Below are 15,424 nucleotides of genomic sequence, written 5' to 3' on the forward strand. Positions count from 1 at the left end.
CGGCGACGCCTCGCGCCGACACGCCGCCCCGGCCGCTCAGGGCTTCCGGGCGATGCCGCCGAACTCCCAGATCTTGCCCTCCAACTCCGGGCGGGACGGGATCGCGTGGTCGAACGGCGCGTGCACCGGCTGCTGTTCGGGCTCGGGCCGCCACCGGGTGATGTCGACCAGTCCGGGCTCCACGACGTCGAGCCCGTCGAAGTGGGCGGTGACCTCCGCCTCGCTGCGGACGCGGCCCCACGCGGTCTGCTCGGTCATGAAGCGGGTGAGGAACTCCGCGGCGTCCGCGTCGTCGCTGACCAGGTGCGACATCATCAGGTGGCTGCCGCCGGGGACCGCGTCGAGCATGGCGGCGACGGCCCGGTCCGGGCGCGCCTCGTCGGGCAGGCAGTGCAGCACCGACACGTAGAGCACCGCCACCGGTTCGTCGAAGTCGATGAGCCGGCGCGTCGCCGGGTCCTCCAGCACCGCGCCGGGCTGCGCCATGTCGGCCTGGATGACCGTGGTCCGCTGGTCCTCCGACAGCAGCGCCCGGCCGTGCGCGAGCACCACGGGATCGTTGTCGACGTAGACGACCCGGCATTCCGGGTTCTCCCGCTGCGCCACCTGGTGCACGTTGAGCTGCGTCGGCAGACCGCTGCCGAAGTCGATGAACTGCCGGATCCCCGCCTCGCAGGCCAGGTACCGGACCCCGCGACCGAGGAAGGCCCGGTTGGCGCGCGCCGTGGCGACGATGTCCGGCACCCCGTCGAGCATCGCGTGCGTCGCCTCGCGGTCGACGCGGAAGTTGTCCTTGCCGCCGACCGCGTAGTCGTAGATCCGGGCCACGCTGGGCACCGAGGTGTCGACCTCGGGCGAAACGGTCCGGTAGCCCGCCGGGCCGGGGAGCTGATCGTCGGTCATGTTCGGCGTGGCTCCTCGTGGCGGCGCGAGCTCGATGATCTTGGGCGAGCCTAGTGCCGCCAGTCGTCGCGGGACGAGCGTTCCGGCGCCGCGAGCGGCGAAATCGGCCACCGGGCGCAGCGCCGGCTCGTCACCCGGCTGATCGCCGCTGCGATATCCGGCTCAGCACCGGGCATCCCCGAGCGGCACCGCCGAGCCGAGAGGAGTGAACGGACCGTTCGCCCAATCCGATTGGACGAACGGTCCGTTCACCCACCTCAGGCGCCTCGGTAGCCGAGCTTGCCGCGCGTCGCCACGATCAGCACCAGCCCCACGAGCGACCAGGCGATCAGCTGGACGTGCGTCGAGTCCTGGCCGGGATCGACCCCGGGGAACATCTCCGTCCACGCCACGGAGAAGAAGTTGTTCACCCCGACGTGCAAGATCATGGCCAGCGGCAGGCTCTCGCCGGTGCGGTTGAACACCCAGGTCATCACGAAGCTGAACACGACGGCCGCCAGCACGAACTCGACCGGCTGCGTCCAGTGCACGTTCGGATACCCGGCCCAGTCGGTGAGGAACAGCGGCAGGTGCCACGCGCCCCACAGCACCCCGAGGATCAAGGTGCCCAGCAGCGGGCCGAACCGCGGCTGCATGCGGGGCAGCGCGAAGTCCCGCCAGCCCGGCTCCTCGGCCAGACCGGTCGTGATCAGCTGGAACACCAGGGCGGGCAGGTACGCCGCGAGCATCCACATCGGCGGTGCCTGGATCTGCCAGCCGGCGAACGGCAGGCTCACCGCGCTCAGCAGCAGCGGCACCCCGACGATGAGCGAGACGTACCAGCGCCAGCTCACGTTCCACCGGAACAACCGGCCCACCCAGCGGCGCACGCCGTCCCGGCCATCGCTGAGGGCGGTGACGAGGAACGCCCCCGCGATCGGACCCAGGTAGGCGCCGGGCAGCAGCGCCAGCAGCTGCGGGGTCCCGAGGAGTTCGGGGAAGCGGAAACCGATCAACCCCATGCCCTGCTCGGACAGGACGTAGGGGATCCACGCGACCCAGCTGAGCCCGAAGGCGAGGACGAAGAAGCCGACCAGCGGGTTCCGCGCGATGAGGCCGCGGACGCCCGGGCGGGCGCGGCGTTGCTCGTCGTTCGCCGGGATGTGGATGACCACGACGGTTCCTTTCTGCGAGGGGTGCGTCGCCCCGGACCGGGACGAGAGGTGTCCATTGCGGACCGCGATCGTGCTTCGGCGCGGGAGGACGTCGCGCCGGGCGGTGAGGGAATCCCCGGCCGCGTGCAATCCCCGGCCGGTCCGACGAATTCGAGGTTAGGAAGATTTTCGTTGCGGCACAGCGGATCCCGCTCCCCGAACCGAGGTGTAGCCAGCTACACCACGGCAGGGGCGCCGAGTAGAGTTCCGCGGTGTCGTCGCACGTCACGACGGCCGCACTCGGGGGCAGGATGACAACGGCGATCACGCGCAGCGGGCGGGCCACCGCGGTACTGCTCGACGGACTGCGCACGGCGCTGCCCGCGGCGTTCGGCGCACCGCTGGTGCCGTTGCTGCTGCTCCTGCTGCCGCTGGCCCCGGAAGTCGTGCGACCGGTGCGCGCCCTGGCAGGACTGGAGCGCGAGCGGGTCGGCCGAGTGCTCGGACACCGGATCCCGGCGCCGTACCAGGTGCCGCGAGGCGGTCGGTGGCGCCGATCCCGGATCGTGGCGCGCGATCCGGCGACGTGGCGGGACTTGGTGTGGCTGGTCCTCTACGGCGCGCTCGGCGCTCTCGTCGCCGTGTTCGTGATCGCGCTGCCGCCCGCCGTCGGGTACAGCTTGACGATGCCCGCGTGGTGGTGGCTGCTGCCACCGGGCGCCGTCACCGCGTTCGTCGAAGTGCGGACGTGGCCGCAGGCGTTGACGCTGCCGTTCCTGCAAGCCGCCGGCTACGCCGCGTTGCAGCTCTGGGGAATGCCGCTGGCGGTGCGCGGCCTCACCCGGCTGTCCGGCTCGCTGCTGCGACCCACCGCTCGGGCCCGGCTCGCCGCACGGGTCGAACGGCTCACCGAGACCCGCAGCGACGCCGTCGAATCGCACGGCGCCGAGCTGCGCCGCATCGAACGGGACCTGCACGACGGCGTTCAAGCCCAGCTGGTGTCCGTCTCCGTCCGGCTCGGCCTGGCCGAACGCGCCTTCACCGCCGACCCGGACGCGGCGCGCGCGATGCTGCGGGAGGCGCGGGAAGGCATCGAGGATTCGCTGGGCGGGCTGCGCGGGCTCATCCGCGGCATCTACCCGCCGATCCTCGCCGACCGCGGGCTCGGCGGCGCCGTGCACGCGCTCGCCGGTGGCCGCAGCGTCCCGGTGGCGGTCCGCGTGCCCGACGGCCTGCCGCGGCCACCGGCTCCGGTCGAAGCCGCCGCGTACTTCGTCGTCGCCGAATCGCTCACCAACATGACCAAGCACAGCACCGCCCGGCACGCCGAAGTGACCATCGACGGGGACGGCGGCAGCCTGCGGGTGGTGGTGCGCGACGACGGCCGCGGCGGCGCCGACCCGGACGGCGGCACCGGCCTGCTCGGCATCCGCCGCCGAGTGGCCGCGCTCGACGGCACCGCCCGCATCGACAGCCCGGCAGGCGGCGGGACCACGATCGAGGTGCGGCTGCCGTGCGCGTAGTGATCGCCGAGGACAACGCGCTGCTGCGCGAAGGCATCGGCCTCCTGCTGAGATCCGCCGGCCACGAGATCGTCGGCACCGCCACCAGCGGCCCCGAGATCGTGCCGACCCTGCTAGAGCACCGCCCCGACATCGCCGTGCTCGACGTGCGGATGCCGCCGGACTTCCAGGACGAGGGCCTGCGCGCCGCCATCGCGGTGCGCGAACAGCTGCCCCGGCTGCCGGTGCTGGTGCTCTCGCAATACGTGGAGCGCGCCTACGCGGCCGAACTGCTCGGTTCCGGCGCGGGCGGCATCGGCTACCTGCTCAAAGATCGGGTGGGGCGCGTCGAGGAGTTCCTCGACGCGCTCCACCGGGTCGCAGCCGGGGGCACCGCGCTCGACCCGGAAGTGGTCTCGCAGCTGATGAACCGGCGTTCCCCGCTGGACGTGCTCACCGCCCGCGAACGCGAGGTGCTGCACCTGATGGCGCAAGGCCACGACAACCTCACCATCGCCGCTTCGCTGGTGGTGACCGAACGCGCCGTGACGAAGCACATCGGCAACATCTTCCGCAAACTCGGCCTCCCCGCCGGCGACAGCGGCCACCGACGAGTCCTGGCGGTCCTGACCTACGTCCACGCGTGACCTCCACCTCGGCGCGAGGTCTCACCGTGCTCAACGCCCGAATCGAGCAGGGGCTCGGTGCGCTTCCAGATCTTATCCAGATGAGGTAAGTTTTATTCATCCAGATAAAATGGGGGTGGACCGGTGGCGCGATCGGTCACGAACGAGGCTCGGCGAGAGCAGATCGTGCGGGCGGCGATCGACACGATCGCGGAGCTGGGCTACGCCCAGGCGTCGTTCGCGCGGATCACCGAGCGGGCCGGGCTGAGCAGTCCGCGGATGATCTCGTACCACTTCGCGGGCAAGGACGACCTGATCCGTCAGATCGTGCACGACGTGTTCCAGGCCGGAGCCAGGGTCATCCACGAGCGCACCGAACGGGAGAGCACCGCCGCCGGACGGCTGCGGGCCTACCTGGAGGCCAACCTGCGGTTCCTGCGGGACCATCCGCGAGACCTGCTGGCGCTGACCGAGATCGGGCCGCACCTGCGCACCGAGTCCGGCGAGCGCTACACCGCGACCGGCGCGCAGGAGCTCAGCGTGCGCGGGCTCGAAGCGGTCCTCGCAGCCGGAATCCGGTCCGGGGAGTTCCGCGAGTTCGAGCCGCGCGCGATGGCGGTGCTCATCCGCAGCGCCGTGGACGCCGCGGCGCAACGGCTCCGCGACGAGCCCGAATTCGACTTCGACGGCTACACCCGCGAAGTCGTCACCGCCTTCGACCGCGCGACCAGACGAGAGTGACGTGCTCATGGGGGAGAACGCGATGCGGCGACGACCGTGGACCCGCTTGCTGACCGGCGCGATGCTGTACGAACTCATCGGTCCGCTGATCGTCTTCTACGGAGCCCGTGCGCTCGGCGTCGACCAAGTGGTGGCGTTGCTGCTCGGCTCGGCGCTCTCCCTGGTGGGGGCCGCTCAGCAGATCCGTGCCGAGCGGCGCATCAGCGGAGTGACGATCTTCGTGCTCGCCACGATGCTGCTGACCGTGCTCATGTCGTTCGTGGCGGGCAGCCCCCGGGTGCTGCTGGTGCGCGATGCCTGGGGCACGGCGGCGCTCGGCCTGTGGCTGCTGGCCACCTTGTTCCTGCGGCGGCCGTTCCTCTACGAAGGCACCCGGCTCGTGTCCGATGCCGACCAGCGCGAGACCTGGGAGGCGAGCTGGGAACGCTCCGCGCCGCTGCGCCGGCTGCTGCGCGTGGGCACCGCGGTGTGCGGATGCGCGTTCCTCGCCGACGCGGCGCTGCGCGTGCTGATGGCGCTCTACCTGCCGATCGACGTGGTGCCGCTGCTCGACGACGTGCTGCTGGTCGTCACGCTGCTGGCGCTGGCCGTGGCGATGCGCCGAGGCGGGCGCGCCTACCTGCGCGGACGCGGCCTCCGGCTCCAAGGGACAGCACTCCACCCGCACCCGCCCACCTGACGCGGTCGCCACGTTGAAGTGAGCGGACCGTTCGTCCAAGGGGATGGGATGAACGGTCCGTTCACTCGTGATCGCCGCGCCGTGCGCTGCTCGCAGGGGGTTGTGAGTGAACGGACCGTTTGCCCAACGGGATGGGACGAACGGTCCGTTCACTCCGGTAGCAGTGCTGCGAAGTGCGCGGCTCGGGACAGGTGCGTTTTGTGAGTGAACGGACCGCTTGTCCAAGGGGATGGGATGAACGGTCCGTTCACTCCGGTAGCGGTGCTGGCTCAGCGCCGTTGGGGGTGTCCCGGTGCGAGCAGGGTGCGGTGGATCGCCGTGAACAGGCACACCAGGCCGACGGTCAGCAGGATGTGGCCGAGCCCCGAGATGCCGGCGAGCGCGGCACCGGTCGGCTCGCCCAGCACGGTCATGGTGCCGTTCACCGCCATGCCGCCGACGGTGACCAGCATCCCGGCGTTGTAGGTCCAGAAGAACCAGCCGAACCACCTGCTCCGGGACAGCCCGGCGACCCGCTCGAACAGCAGCACCAGCAGGAACACCAGCGTTCCGAGCACCAGCAGGTGGGTGTGCAGCACCGACAGCTGCGTGTCGCCGGCGAATTCCTGAGCCTTGGTCAGCTCGCGGAAGTACACCCCGGCCAGCAGGCCGAGCACCGCGTAGATCACCGCGGAGAAGTAGCTCTTCCTCATGATCGCGTCCCGTCAGCTCGCCGCGGGAACGCGGACCCGGCCGTCGAGGACCTCGGCGACCTGGTCGACCCCGCTGAGGTGGGTGGTGTCGTGGGTGACCAGCACGGTCGCGGTGGCGCGGCGATGGGTCAGGGTGGTGATCAGGTCGATCACGGCGGCCCCGCGCTCGTGGTCGAGCGCGCTGGTCGGTTCGTCGACGAGCAGCACCGCCGGGTCGTTCATGAGCGCGCGGGCGATGTTGATGCGCTGCCGCTGCCCGCCGGAGAGCTGGTGCGGCCTGCGGTCCTTCTTGTCCGACAGGCCCACCGCGTCCAGCAGCTCCACCGCGCGGTCCCGCGCGTCCCGCGCCGAACGACCGTCGAGGTGCGCCATGACCTGCAACTGCTCGGCCGCGGTCAGCGACGCGATCAGGTTCGGCTGCTGGAAGATGATGCCGATCTTCTCCCGCCGCACCGCCGTCATCTGCGCCTGGTTCATGCCGGTGACGGTGGTGCCGTCCACGACGACCCGGCCGGAGTCGGGGGTGACCAGCGCGGCGGCGACGGCGAGCAGGCTGGACTTGCCCGAACCGGACGGGCCGATCACGGCCGTCACCGAACCGGCGGGCACGTCCAGGTTCGCCCGGTCCACGGCGGTGAGCCGGGAATCGCCGTCGGGGTAGGTGAGGGTGATGTCGCGCAACTGCAAACTCATGACTGGCTCCTGACTCGGGGTGATCAGCGGGTGGACAGGGCGGTCAGCGGATCGACCGCGGTGATGCGCCGGACCGACAGCGCCGCGCCGAGCGCGCCGAGCACGATCATCACGGCGGCGGGCAGCAGCACGGTGCCGACTTCCAGCACGAACGGGACGGTGCCCACGGCGACCGCGCCGATCGCGGCGGCGATGCCGGTGCCGATGGCGGTGCCGCCGACGAGCAGCACCACGGCCTGCCCGAGCGCGTCGCGCAGCAGGTAGCGGGTGGTGGCGCCGAGCGCCTTGAGCACCGCGATGTCCCCGCTGCGCTGGATGGTCCACACGGTGAAGAAGGCGCCGATGACCAGCGCGGAGATCGCGAACAGGAACGCCTGCATCAGTTGCAGCGACCCGTTCTCCGAGCTGTACGAGCTGATCGCTGACAGGGCGCCGGAGGTGGTGGCGGTGCTGGTGTGCAGCTGCGCGTCGGCCGCCGCGAGGTCGGCGCCGTCGTCGCTGTGGAGCGCGATCACGGTCGCCTTCTGCTCGGTTCCGGGCGACAACCGCTGCCAGTCGGCGAGGCTCGTCCACACGACCGGGTTGTGGCTGTAGGAGGCGTCGCCGGACACGGCGGTCACGCGCATTTCCTGGCCCGACACGGTGATGGAGTCCCCGCCGCCGACGTTGAGGTCTTCGGCGGCCCCTTCGGAGAGCACGACCTCCCCGGGGCCGACGTTCCCGCCTTCGGGCACCAGCGCGGAGCCCCGCTCGACGCCGAAGGTGGCCAGCGCGGTGCTGTTCGTGCCGGACTGCGCCTTGGCGGTGGCGATGCCCAGCGGGTCCGCGCCGTGCACGCCGGGGACGTCGCGCCACTGCTGCCACTGCTGCCGGTCCACTTCGGATTCGGTGAAGGTCGGTTCCTGGCCCTCCGACGGCGCGGAGAACACCACGTGGTCGGCGGGCAGGTCGGTGATGGCCGAGGTGCTCTCCCGGCCCAGGCCCGCGGTCAGGCCGGACAGCAACCCGACGAGCAGGGTCATCAGGATGATGACGGTCCCCATCAGGGCGAACCGCCCCTTCGCGAACCGGAGGTCTCTGGTGGCGACGAACACGGTCGAGTGCCTTTCTCTGGACGTTCCGGCCGGGTTCCTGCCCGGCACGGCATCAACCCTCGTCCGGAGAGCGCCTCGGAACATCGCGCCGCGGGTCGGCTTCGCGGTGTCGAAAGGTGCGGGCGCGAATCAACCTTTCGATCGATGCACCGCCCTGACCAGGACGTAGCCTGGAAAAACCGTGGACCCCCTGACGCTCACCCGACCGCTGCGCGCGTTGCGCCTGTGCCTGCATCTGCTGATGGCGGGCCTGCTCGTGCTGGCCGCCGTGCACGCCGTCACCAACGAACTGCCGCGCCCCGCCGCGGTGATCGCCGCCGCCACCGCGCTGGCCGCCGTGTACGCCGCGGGCCCGCTGCTGCCCCGGGTGAGCCGCTCGAGGTGGGCCGCGGCGGCGTGGCTGGGCCTGCTCGGCGCGGTGTGGCTGGTGCTGCTGTGGCTCACTCCGGACGGCGTGTGGCTGGCGTTCCCGCTGTTCTTCCTGCAGCTGCACCTGCTGCCGGATCGCTCGGGACTGCCGGTGGTGCTGCTCACGACGGTGTTCGCGATCGCCGGATTCGCCTGGCACCAGGGCGGGTTCACCCCGGCGGCGGCCCTCGGGCCCGCGCTCGGCGCGGCCGTCGCGGTGGCCGTCGTGCTCGGCTACCAGGCCCTGTACCGGGAGAGCGAGCAGCGCCGCGAGCTGATCGAGGAGCTCACCGCGGCACGGCACGACCTCGCCGTGGCCGAGCGCTCCGCGGGCGTGCTCGCGGAGCGGGAGCGGCTGGCCAAGGAGATCCACGACACCCTCGCGCAAGGCCTCTCCAGCATCCAGCTGCTCCTGCGCGCCGCCGAACGCGCCCTGCCCGACCAGCCCGAACTGGCCGCGGAGCACGTGCTGCGGGCGCGCGGGGAGGCGCAGGACAACTTGGCGGAGGCCCGGCGCTTCGTGCACGCCCTGACGCCGCCCGACCTGGAAGGCGGGTCGCTCCCGGCTGCGCTGGAACGGTTGTGCGCCACCACCTCGGCGCATTCCGGGGCCGCGGTCCGGTTCCACCTGGACGGCGAACCGGCCGCGATCCCCACTCCGTTCGAGGTGGCGCTGCTGCGGATCGCGCAGTCCGCGCTGGCCAACACCGTCCGCCACGCGCGGGCGGAGGCGGCGGAGATGACGCTGACCTACATGGACACCCGCGTCGCGCTCGATTTGGTGGACGACGGGATCGGATTCGACCCGGCGGCGGAGTCCGGCGCCGGGCGCATCGACGGCGGATTCGGGCTGGCCGCGATGCGGGCGCGGGCCCGCGCGCTCGGTGGCACGTTGAGCGTGGAGTCCGCGCCGGGGCAGGGCACCGCGCTCGCGGTGAGCTTCCCGCGCAGGCCCGCGACGGAAGGGGACGCGTGATGAGCGGGATCATCCGGTTGCTGCTCGCCGACGATCACCCGGTGGTGCGCACCGGCCTGCGCGCCGTGCTCGACACCGAACCGGACTTCGAGGTGGTCGCCGAGGCCGTCAGCGCCGAACGCGCCGTCGAACTCGCCGCCACCGAACAGGTCGACGTGGTGCTGATGGACCTCCAGTTCGGCGCGGGCATGCACGGCTCGGACGCGACCGCCGCCATCACCGCGCTGCCGGACGCGCCCCGCGTGCTGGTGCTGACCACCTATGACACCGACGCCGACATCCTCGCCGCGGTCGAAGCCGGGGCCACCGGCTACCTGCTCAAGGACGCGCCCCCGGAGGAGCTGGCCGCGGCCGTGCGCACCGCCGCCGCGGGCCAGTCCGCGCTGGCGCCGACCATCGCGCACCGCCTGATGGACCGGATGCGCACTCCCGGCACCGTGCTGAGCCGACGCGAGACGGAGGTGCTGGAACTCGTCGCGGACGGCCTGTCGAACCAGCGGATCAGCAAGCAGCTGTTCCTCAGCCAGGCCACGGTGAAGTCCCACCTGGTGCACATCTACGGCAAGCTCGGCGTGGACTCCCGCACCGCGGCGGTGGCCGTGGCCGTCGACCGCGGCCTCATCCGCCGCTAGCGCTCGGCGGGACGCCGCGTCAAGACGTGGGCGCGACGACGGTCAGCAGCACGACGGCGTCGCTGACCGCGGTCAGGCCGTGCCGTTCGCGCGGCAGGGCGAGGTGATCACCTTCCACTGCCGCGAGCGAATCGGACTCGGTGGTGAGCCGGACCGAACCCTGCAGCACCTGCAACGTGGCTTCGCCGGGACTTTCGTGATCGGCGAGCGCGCTGCCCGCGGTGAGCGCGAGCAGCACCTGCCGCAACGCGTGCTCCGATCCACCGTGGACGGTGCTGGTGGCCCGCCCGGCGCGGGACCGCCGGGCGGCCGAGAGCCGTTCGGCGGCGAGTTCGGTGAGCGAGGTCGTTGCCAACGGTTTCTCCTTCAGGACGTGAGCAGCAGGACGCCGCCGATCAGCAGCGCGACCAGCTTGCCGAACTCCAGGGCGACGTAGCCGAGGTGGGCGGGCGAGCGCGGCGGGTCCTGCCCGGCGAGCACGGCGTGCGTGCGCCGGGCCAGCACCGGCCGCAGCAGCAGCAACTGCGCCGCCAGCGCCGCCACGGCGAGTCCCGCCGCGACGCCGGCGGCGACCGGCGGTGTCCGCGAGGCGAGGCAGCTGAGCAGGACCAGCGCGAACATCAGCTCGACGGCGTTGAGCGCGCGGAACACCAGCCGCCCGATGCCCAGCCCGATCGGCACCGTCACGCCGGGCGCGCGGAACTTCAGCGGAGCCTCCACGAACGAGATCGCGAGCACCATGCCGAGCCAGGTGAAGGTCACGGCCACCGCGACCGCCCACGCGATCAACCCCGGTCCTCGGGGGAGAGGTGCGCGACGCACAGGTCGGGTTCCACGAACGCGTCGAGCCGGTCGACGGTCACGGGGGCGCCCATCGCCGTCGTGACGCCCTGCATGAGCCCGAGGTGCACGTGGCACACGACCTGCCGCTGCTCCTCGGCGAGTTCGAGGAAGGGGCAGTGCCGCAGCCCGATCTCCGCGCCCTGCGCGCGCGGCTCGGGCCGGAACCCGAGCTCGTCGAGCAGCCCGGTCAGGTGGCCCACGGCGTCCGGGCGGGTGGGGCGAGGGGTGTCACCGGCGAGCCGCGCGCCCCAGCGCCGTCCGGCCTCGCCCGCGCTGCGCACCGGGTCCGGGGCCTGCGCGACCTCGTCGACGAGGATGCCCGCGAGCAGCCGGTACTCGCGCGGCCCGGCCGGGTCCATGCCCGGCTTGGCGCGGAACAGCAGCGGCGGCCGACCGGGACCGGAGCGCCGCGCGTCGACGCGCTCGACCTGTCCGGCGCCGACCAGGGCATCCAGGTGGAACCGGACCGTGTTCGGGTGCACCGCGAGCCGGCGCGCGATCGCGTTGATGTCCCACGTCGTGCGGGATTCCCGGAGCAGCGCCAGCACTTCCTGCCGCCGCCCGGGCGTTCCCGGAGTCGGGTTCCCGCCCATGACGATCTCCTCGCTCGGTGGACGTGAGCGCGGGCCGGGGAGGCGCCCTGGTTCCGCTGTCGGTCCTGGCCGTAGAGTTTATACAATTGATCGTTGTGGAAACAGGTCCAGGAGGCCTCATGTCCGAGCAGGAGCTCGACGTCCGCGCGCTGCCGAAGCCGCAGAAGCACCCCGCGATCTTCGGCGCCTTCACCGCGCTCGCCCCCGGCGAGACGTTCGTCCTGGTCAACGACCACGACCCGAAGCCCCTTCGCGGTGAGTTCGAAGCGGACTTCCCCGGCGGCTTCAGCTGGGAGTACGTGGCCGAAGGCCCGCAGCAGTGGCGCGTCCGCATCGGCAGGCTGCACTCGACGCCGCTGCCCCGGATCCTCTGCGACACCGGCGAACTGGGCGGCGACCCCGACGCGGCGGGGGCGGTGTGGGCGTTGCCGGTCCGCGAGCGAGACCTGGACTCCAACGTCATCCAGCTGCCCGCGGGCGAGAAGATCGACGCGCACGCGGGGCCGGACCTGGACGTGCTGATCCACGTGCTGCACGGAACGGGAACGCTGCGCACCGAAGGCGGCGACGTCGACCTCGCCCCCGGCGTGCTGCTCTGGCTGCCGAAGCGCTCGCGCCGCGAGTTCCTCGCCGGGGAGTCCGGGCTCCGCTACCTGACGGTCCACCAGCGCCGCAAAGCCCTCACCATCGAAGGGCTCACCCACTCCGACCGCTGATCCGGGCGCGGTCCGTCGGTGAGCGCAGGAGTGGTCGACCTCGGATCAACGGCGAACAAGAAGTGAGAACCACCCGCGTTCAACGGTGCGGGAGCGGAACGCGGCGACGCCGAGCGTCGAAATCGGTGAGGCCGGCGGGACTCGAACCCGCACTGGCTAGGACCTAAACCTAGTGCCTCTGCCAATTGGGCTACGGCCCCCAGTGCGGACCAGCCTAACGGGTGGTGATGTCCGTTGTGTCCCCGGCCGGGTGGTTCGGTGCGCGGTGCCGTGCCTCGACTCAGGTAATGGTCGGTGGGTCCGAGCGGAGCGTGTGATCTACGGTGTCACCAGCCAGGTGAACATGGAGGAGGACGGCGTGGCTCGTGATCCGGACGCCATTCAGCGCGACATCGAGAAGGCTCGTGACTCGCTGGCCGTGACACTGGACGAGTTGAGCATCAAGGCGGACCCGAAGCGGTTCGTGGAGTCCGGTAAGGCCAGCGTGCAGGACAAGTTGAACGACCCGAGGGTGCGCTACGCGATGATCGGTGTCGGCGCGCTGGTCGCCGTCATCGTGGTGCGCAAGATCTTCCGCTGAGCCGCGCGGCGTGCGTCCGCGGGGTCATGACCCTGCTGGGCGCACGACCGCGGCTTCGCCGCGTCGAGCGGTGCCGCCCCGAGTGACGCGCATGATGGTGCCGAACTCGTTGTCGTACCGTTCGATCAGCCGGCTCTGCAGTTCCTTCCAACGCGTCCGGCCACCGGCGTCCCAGCTGGGCACGGCGCAGCGCACGCAGGCCCCCGAGTTCGGCCCGACGATCTCCAGCGTCAAGTCCCCGGCGGTGATGGTCGTCCCCGGCGCCCAGCCGAGTTCGGCGAACGGCGCCACGTCCAGATCCAGGTGCACGTTCGGCCGGAACCGCAGCAGGTCGACCCGTTCCCCCATGTCCGCGCTCAACGCGTCCACCGTGGTCTGCAACGTGACGAGCACCGTCGGGCCGCGGTCCTGGTTCCCGTCCTCGCTGCGCAGGCTCAGCGGGACGCCCAGCGACTCGGCGAGCGCTCCCGGCAGCTCCGGGTCGTCCCACTTCCACGTCGAGCCGTCCGGCCCGTGCAACGCCGGATCCCCCGCCGGATCGCTGATGTCGGCGCCGTAGTGCCCGGACCAGTGCAGCAGCGCCGGGTTCTGCCGCACGGTGAGCACCGATCCGGCGCGCTTCGCCCGCTCGTCGACGAGCACGTGCGCGCGATCCCCCACCATCCCGCGATCGTCGAACCGGGCGGCGGCGACCGCTTCACCGCGCAGCGACTTCACCGGCCACCGGTACAGCTCGGCGATGGTTCCTCGCACCACGGCGACCTCCGCTCGGTCCGATCACGGGACGTGTTCAGGATATCGCGCTGCGCGAGCGATCCTCGCCGCCGTCATCGCGAGGTCGGAGGCGGGCGCGGTCACCCGTCGCGGCGCAGCAGCGGGAGGAGCGCGTCCTGCAGCAGGCGGTCCACGAACCGGTCGTCCAGCGGTTCGCCGGTGAGCATCAGCCGGTGCAGCAGCGCCGCTCCGGCGAGCTCGACCACGGTGTCCATCGGCGCCTGCGGGCTGATCTCACCGCGCTCCACGCCGCGCTCCACGATGCGGCGCAGCACGTTGCGCTGCGGCAGCAGGAACGACTCGCGGAACGCGTCGGCCAGTTCGCGTTCGTGCGGGAGCTCGCCGACCAGCGCCTGCGCCGCCTTGCCCGCCGGACCGGTGAGGAACGCGGCGAACGCGCGCAGGAACTCGCCCAGGTCGGCGGGCACGCTGCCCAGGTCCGGTTCCGGGATGTTGCGCTGCACCAGCTCGTTGCAGGTGTCGATGACCAGGTCGAGTTTCGATTCCCAACGCCGGTAGATCGTGGCCTTGCCCGCGCGGGCGCGGGCGGCGACAGCGTCCATGGTCAAGGCGCGGTAGCCGACGTCGGCGAGCACTTCCATCGCCGCGGTGCGCAGGGCGGTGTCCCGTGTGGCGTCCCGTGGCCGGCCACGTCCGGGGGACCGGTTGGCCCCGTCGGGCAAGCTGCTGGTCGGTGCGTTCACGGCGACCATCCTAGAGAGAGGGTGCGGGCTGCGTGGTTCTCGCAGAACTTGTCGGGTTTTCCTCCGTTCCCGGGCGCGGTGTTCCGCACCGGTGGCGGGGTCACCTGGCGGCGTGCGCGCTGGCGGTGTCCGCGGCGGCAGCGGCCTGTCGGGTCGCCTCGTCGGACAGGCCGTGCCGGGCCTGCAAGTACGCGGTGCTGAACGCGAATCCGTCCCCGTTGAGCAGGTGGATCACGACCCGGCCGCTGGGGTTCGGCGCCAAGTGCTCGATGAGCTGATCCGCCTGATCTCTGGCGGCGATGAGGCCCGGTGCGCGGGCGGTGCGGGTGTTCTGCCCGGTCGAGACGGTCACCGACCAGTCATCGCCGTCCGGCACGTAGTTGGCGGTGATGTGTCCCATTGCCATGTTGCCTCCCCGTCGGCGCTGTTGCGTCCCGGTGACGCGTGCACCGCCCGGGTTGGCGCGCCTGCCTGGCCGGCGTCGCAGCCGCGGACGGTGTCGCTCGGCGTCACCTCACGCGTGACAGACGACTCTACGGGTTAGCCGCTGCCGAGGTCTGCGGGACGGTCGATATCGAAACCTTCCGAGACGCCGTCGCACCTCACCAGGGTGACAGCATGATCACGAAGGTAACGGCGAGCACCCGCATCTCCGATCGCGTCCGCCGCGGCCCCTCGCCAGTGCGCACGGCCCAGTAACACCGGGTGACTGCGCCGTTGCTCGAGCGAGGCGGCGGCGAGCGCTTCGGGAGCGGCGTGCGCAGCGACCCGGCGCACCGCTTCCGCGGTCACGCCGGGCATGTCGACGGGCAGGACCAGAGCCGCGGCGACGTCCTCCGGTTCGGCGGCGAGAGCGGCGAGACCAGCTCGGAACGAGGAACCCATCCCGCTGTTCCAGTCCGGATTGGACACCACCGCGACGTCGCGGAGCTCGGCCTTCGCCCGCACTTCGTCCTCCGCCGCGCCGAGCACGACGAGCACCGGGGCGCAGCCACCCTCGGTGAGCACGCGCGCCGCCCGGTCCACCAGCAGAGTGCCCTGGTAGTCCACGAGCGCCTTCGGCTTCCCGAACCGCCGCCCCGCACCCGCCGCCAGCACCACCCCCGCAACCCGCACACCCCGACCCTACCCAGCC

At 71.8% G+C, this 15,424-nt stretch carries 20 protein-coding genes and 1 tRNA gene; 8 read left to right on the forward strand and 13 right to left on the reverse strand.

Features of this window, described 5'->3' with window-relative positions; translation table 11 throughout:
- Nucleotides 1–36: 36 nt before the first annotated feature.
- Both OOZ19_RS13035 and OOZ19_RS13040 read right to left on the reverse strand, forming a co-directional pair.
- Nucleotides 37–903: an SAM-dependent methyltransferase gene (locus tag OOZ19_RS13035; protein ID WP_266090359.1), complete on the reverse strand. Its 867-nt coding sequence runs from the start codon at nt 901–903 to the stop codon at nt 37–39.
- A 257-nt stretch (nt 904–1,160) separates the two neighbouring features.
- The gene (locus OOZ19_RS13040; protein WP_266090360.1) at nt 1,161–2,057 is read right to left on the reverse strand and encodes a CPBP family intramembrane glutamic endopeptidase; all 897 of its coding nucleotides are present in this window, start codon (nt 2,055–2,057) and stop codon (nt 1,161–1,163) included.
- A 251-nt stretch (nt 2,058–2,308) separates the two neighbouring features.
- On the opposite strand from OOZ19_RS13040, the gene OOZ19_RS13045 reads away from it, so the two are divergent.
- The 4 genes from OOZ19_RS13045 (at nt 2,309) to OOZ19_RS13060 (ending at nt 5,584) form a co-directional block, all read left to right on the forward strand.
- The gene (locus OOZ19_RS13045) at nt 2,309–3,559 is read left to right on the forward strand and encodes a sensor histidine kinase (protein WP_266090361.1); all 1,251 of its coding nucleotides are present in this window, start codon (nt 2,309–2,311) and stop codon (nt 3,557–3,559) included.
- Nucleotides 3,550–4,185: a response regulator transcription factor gene (locus tag OOZ19_RS13050; RefSeq protein ID WP_266090362.1), complete on the forward strand. Its 636-nt coding sequence runs from the start codon at nt 3,550–3,552 to the stop codon at nt 4,183–4,185. The genes OOZ19_RS13045 and OOZ19_RS13050 overlap by 10 nt, the downstream gene beginning before the upstream one ends.
- 123 nt (nt 4,186–4,308) lie before the next feature.
- Entirely contained in the window at nt 4,309–4,905 is a 597-nt protein-coding gene (locus OOZ19_RS13055; protein WP_266090363.1) for a TetR/AcrR family transcriptional regulator, read from the forward strand.
- Between the two features lie 22 nt (nt 4,906–4,927).
- Nucleotides 4,928–5,584 carry a VC0807 family protein gene (locus tag OOZ19_RS13060; RefSeq protein ID WP_266090364.1) on the forward strand — a complete coding sequence of 219 codons (657 nt, stop codon included), beginning with the start codon at nt 4,928–4,930 and terminating at the stop codon, nt 5,582–5,584.
- A gap of 269 nt (nt 5,585–5,853) precedes the next feature.
- On the opposite strand, the gene OOZ19_RS13065 is transcribed toward OOZ19_RS13060, so the two are convergent.
- Genes OOZ19_RS13065 through OOZ19_RS13075 form a run of 3 tightly spaced genes read right to left on the reverse strand, consistent with a single transcriptional unit; the run spans nt 5,854 to nt 8,063 of the window.
- A complete protein-coding gene (locus OOZ19_RS13065) occupies nt 5,854–6,276 on the reverse strand; it encodes a DUF2871 domain-containing protein (RefSeq protein ID WP_266090365.1) in 423 nt (140 codons plus the stop codon).
- 12 nt (nt 6,277–6,288) lie between these two features.
- A complete protein-coding gene (locus OOZ19_RS13070; RefSeq protein WP_266090366.1) occupies nt 6,289–6,969 on the reverse strand; it encodes an ABC transporter ATP-binding protein in 681 nt (226 codons plus the stop codon).
- 23 nt (nt 6,970–6,992) lie between these two features.
- Nucleotides 6,993–8,063, reverse strand: coding sequence for an ABC transporter permease (locus OOZ19_RS13075; protein WP_266090367.1), 1,071 nt, complete (start codon nt 8,061–8,063; stop codon nt 6,993–6,995).
- A 181-nt stretch (nt 8,064–8,244) separates the two neighbouring features.
- Between OOZ19_RS13075 and OOZ19_RS13080 the strand changes: the two genes are divergently transcribed.
- Both OOZ19_RS13080 and OOZ19_RS13085 read left to right on the forward strand, forming a co-directional pair.
- On the forward strand, nt 8,245–9,447 hold the full coding sequence (locus tag OOZ19_RS13080) for a sensor histidine kinase (RefSeq protein WP_266090368.1): 1,203 nt from the start codon (nt 8,245–8,247) through the stop codon (nt 9,445–9,447).
- Nucleotides 9,447–10,079 carry a response regulator gene (locus tag OOZ19_RS13085; protein WP_323055129.1) on the forward strand — a complete coding sequence of 211 codons (633 nt, stop codon included), beginning with the start codon at nt 9,447–9,449 and terminating at the stop codon, nt 10,077–10,079. Before OOZ19_RS13080 ends, OOZ19_RS13085 begins: the two co-directional genes overlap by 1 nt.
- Before the next feature lie 19 nt (nt 10,080–10,098).
- Here the strand turns inward: OOZ19_RS13085 and OOZ19_RS13090 are convergent, their stop codons facing one another.
- From OOZ19_RS13090 to OOZ19_RS13100, 3 genes are read right to left on the reverse strand one after another with little or no spacing between them, the layout of a single operon-like run.
- On the reverse strand, nt 10,099–10,434 hold the full coding sequence (locus tag OOZ19_RS13090) for a cupin domain-containing protein (protein ID WP_266090369.1): 336 nt from the start codon (nt 10,432–10,434) through the stop codon (nt 10,099–10,101).
- 11 nt (nt 10,435–10,445) lie between these two features.
- A complete protein-coding gene (locus tag OOZ19_RS13095) occupies nt 10,446–10,820 on the reverse strand; it encodes a hypothetical protein (protein ID WP_266090382.1) in 375 nt (124 codons plus the stop codon).
- Between the two features lie 44 nt (nt 10,821–10,864).
- Complete coding sequence (locus OOZ19_RS13100) at nt 10,865–11,515, reverse strand: helix-turn-helix transcriptional regulator (RefSeq protein WP_266090370.1); 651 nt, start codon at nt 11,513–11,515, stop codon at nt 10,865–10,867.
- 119 nt (nt 11,516–11,634) lie between these two features.
- Between OOZ19_RS13100 and OOZ19_RS13105 the strand changes: the two genes are divergently transcribed.
- Entirely contained in the window at nt 11,635–12,231 is a 597-nt protein-coding gene (locus tag OOZ19_RS13105) for a DUF2249 domain-containing protein (RefSeq protein WP_266090371.1), read from the forward strand.
- Nucleotides 12,232–12,357: 126 nt separating this feature from the next.
- On the opposite strand, the gene OOZ19_RS13110 is transcribed toward OOZ19_RS13105, so the two are convergent.
- Nucleotides 12,358–12,431, reverse strand: a tRNA-Leu gene (locus OOZ19_RS13110).
- A gap of 158 nt (nt 12,432–12,589) precedes the next feature.
- On the opposite strand from OOZ19_RS13110, the gene OOZ19_RS13115 reads away from it, so the two are divergent.
- Nucleotides 12,590–12,811, forward strand: a complete 222-nt coding sequence (locus tag OOZ19_RS13115; RefSeq protein ID WP_266090383.1) for a DUF3618 domain-containing protein — start codon at nt 12,590–12,592, stop codon at nt 12,809–12,811.
- A 24-nt stretch (nt 12,812–12,835) separates the two neighbouring features.
- On the opposite strand, the gene OOZ19_RS13120 is transcribed toward OOZ19_RS13115, so the two are convergent.
- From OOZ19_RS13120 to OOZ19_RS13135, 4 genes are all read right to left on the reverse strand, one after another.
- Nucleotides 12,836–13,567, reverse strand: a complete 732-nt coding sequence (locus OOZ19_RS13120; RefSeq protein WP_266090372.1) for an MOSC domain-containing protein — start codon at nt 13,565–13,567, stop codon at nt 12,836–12,838.
- 98 nt (nt 13,568–13,665) lie between these two features.
- Nucleotides 13,666–14,289, reverse strand: a complete 624-nt coding sequence (locus tag OOZ19_RS13125) for a TetR/AcrR family transcriptional regulator (RefSeq protein ID WP_266090373.1) — start codon at nt 14,287–14,289, stop codon at nt 13,666–13,668.
- Nucleotides 14,290–14,389: 100 nt separating this feature from the next.
- A complete protein-coding gene (locus OOZ19_RS13130) occupies nt 14,390–14,695 on the reverse strand; it encodes a hypothetical protein (RefSeq protein WP_184477341.1) in 306 nt (101 codons plus the stop codon).
- A 134-nt stretch (nt 14,696–14,829) separates the two neighbouring features.
- The gene (locus OOZ19_RS13135) at nt 14,830–15,405 is read right to left on the reverse strand and encodes a nucleotidyltransferase family protein (RefSeq protein ID WP_266090374.1); all 576 of its coding nucleotides are present in this window, start codon (nt 15,403–15,405) and stop codon (nt 14,830–14,832) included.
- Nucleotides 15,406–15,424: the final 19 nt, after the last annotated feature.

This window comes from Saccharopolyspora sp. NFXS83 (assembly GCF_026241095.1).
Classification (GTDB): Bacteria; Actinomycetota; Actinomycetes; order Mycobacteriales; family Pseudonocardiaceae; genus Saccharopolyspora_C.

Coding starts and splice junctions, on each gene's coding strand:
- OOZ19_RS13130 (WP_184477341.1), bottom strand. CDS start 14,695: ATGGCAATGGGACACATCACCGCCAACTACGTGCCGGACGGCGATGAC.
- OOZ19_RS13035 (WP_266090359.1), bottom strand. CDS start 903: ATGACCGACGATCAGCTCCCCGGCCCGGCGGGCTACCGGACCGTTTCG.
- OOZ19_RS13095 (WP_266090382.1), bottom strand. CDS start 10,820: ATGGTGCTCGCGATCTCGTTCGTGGAGGCTCCGCTGAAGTTCCGCGCG.
- OOZ19_RS13060 (WP_266090364.1), top strand. CDS start 4,928: ATGCGGCGACGACCGTGGACCCGCTTGCTGACCGGCGCGATGCTGTAC.
- OOZ19_RS13070 (WP_266090366.1), bottom strand. CDS start 6,969: ATGAGTTTGCAGTTGCGCGACATCACCCTCACCTACCCCGACGGCGAT.
- OOZ19_RS13085 (WP_323055129.1), top strand. CDS start 9,447: ATGAGCGGGATCATCCGGTTGCTGCTCGCCGACGATCACCCGGTGGTG.
- OOZ19_RS13065 (WP_266090365.1), bottom strand. CDS start 6,276: ATGAGGAAGAGCTACTTCTCCGCGGTGATCTACGCGGTGCTCGGCCTG.
- OOZ19_RS13100 (WP_266090370.1), bottom strand. CDS start 11,515: ATGGGCGGGAACCCGACTCCGGGAACGCCCGGGCGGCGGCAGGAAGTG.
- OOZ19_RS13105 (WP_266090371.1), top strand. CDS start 11,635: ATGTCCGAGCAGGAGCTCGACGTCCGCGCGCTGCCGAAGCCGCAGAAG.